Origin of the sequence: Streptomyces sp. NPDC056128, from assembly GCF_042263835.1 — a bacterium.
Classification (GTDB): Bacteria; Actinomycetota; Actinomycetes; order Streptomycetales; family Streptomycetaceae; genus Streptomyces.
This window is the reverse complement of the sequence record NZ_JBHJVQ010000094.1, coordinates 1-1376: the sequence shown is the minus strand read 5'-3', so window position 1 is coordinate 1376 and position 1376 is coordinate 1. Positions and strand designations below refer to the sequence as shown.

The following is a 1376-nucleotide window of genomic DNA, read 5'->3' as shown; positions in this document are numbered from 1 at the left end:
CTCTCGGGCTTGCACCCTAACAGAGCACCCCTTCTCCCGAAGTTACGGGGTCATTTTGCCGAGTTCCTTAACGAGAGTTCTCTCGATCACCTTAGGATTCTCTCCTCGCCTACCTGTGTCGGTTTGCGGTACGGGCACCTCTCACCTCGCTAGAGGCTTTTCTTGGCAGTGTGGAATCAGGAACTTCGCTACTATAATTCGCTCGCCATCACAGCTCAGCCTTCACGGGAAACGGATTTGCCTATTTCCCAGCCTAACTGCTTGGACGCGGATATCCAATACCGCGCTTACCCTATCCTCCTGCGTCCCCCCATTGCTCAAATGGTGAGGAGGTGGTACAGGAATATCAACCTGTTATCCATCGCCTACGCCTTTCGGCCTCGGCTTAGGTCCCGACTAACCCTGAGCGGACGAGCCTTCCTCAGGAAACCTTAGGCATTCGGTGGAGGGGATTCTCACCCCTCTTTCGCTACTCATACCGGCATTCTCACTTCTAAGCGCTCCACAAGTCCTTCCGGTCTTGCTTCACAGCCCTTAGAACGCTCTCCTACCACTGTTCGAAGAACAGTCCGCAGCTTCGGTGATACGTTTAGCCCCGGTACATTTTCGGCGCAGAGTCACTCGACCAGTGAGCTATTACGCACTCTTTAAATGGTGGCTGCTTCTAAGCCAACATCCTGGTTGTCTAAGCAACTCCACATCCTTTTCCACTTAACGTATACTTTGGGACCTTAGCTGGCGGTCTGGGCTGTTTCCCTTTTGACTACGGATCTTATCACTCGCAGTCTGACTCCCAAGGATAAGTCATTGGCATTCGGAGTTTGACTGAATTCGGTAACCCGTTGGGGGCCCCTAGTCCAATCAGTGCTCTACCTCCGAGACTCTTACCTTGAGGCTAGCCCTAAAGCTATTTCGGAGAGAACCAGCTATCTCCAGGTTCGATTGGCATTTCACCCCTACCCACACCTCATCCCCGCACTTTTCAACGTGCGTGGGTTCGGGCCTCCATTCAGTGTTACCTGAACTTCACCCTGGACATGGGTAGATCACCTGGTTTCGGGTCTACGACCACGTACTCATGCGCCCTATTCAGACTCGCTTTCGCTGCGGCTCCGCATCTTCTGCTTAACCTTGCACGGGATCGTAACTCGCCGGTTCATTCTACAAAAGGCACGCCATCACCCGTTAACGGGCTCTGACTACTTGTAGGCACACGGTTTCAGGATCTCTTTCACTCCCCTTCCGGGGTGCTTTTCACCTTTCCCTCACGGTACTGGTTCACTATCGGTCACTAGGGAGTATTTAGCCTTGGGAGATGGTCCTCCCGGATTCCGACGGAATTTCACGTGTTCCGCCGTACTCAGGATCCACTCAGG

1 rRNA gene is annotated in these 1376 nt (G+C 53.3%); it reads right to left on the bottom strand.

Features of this window, described 5'->3' with window-relative positions:
- Positions 1-1376 (bottom strand): 23S ribosomal RNA (locus tag ACFC1X_RS40795); the annotation flags it as partial.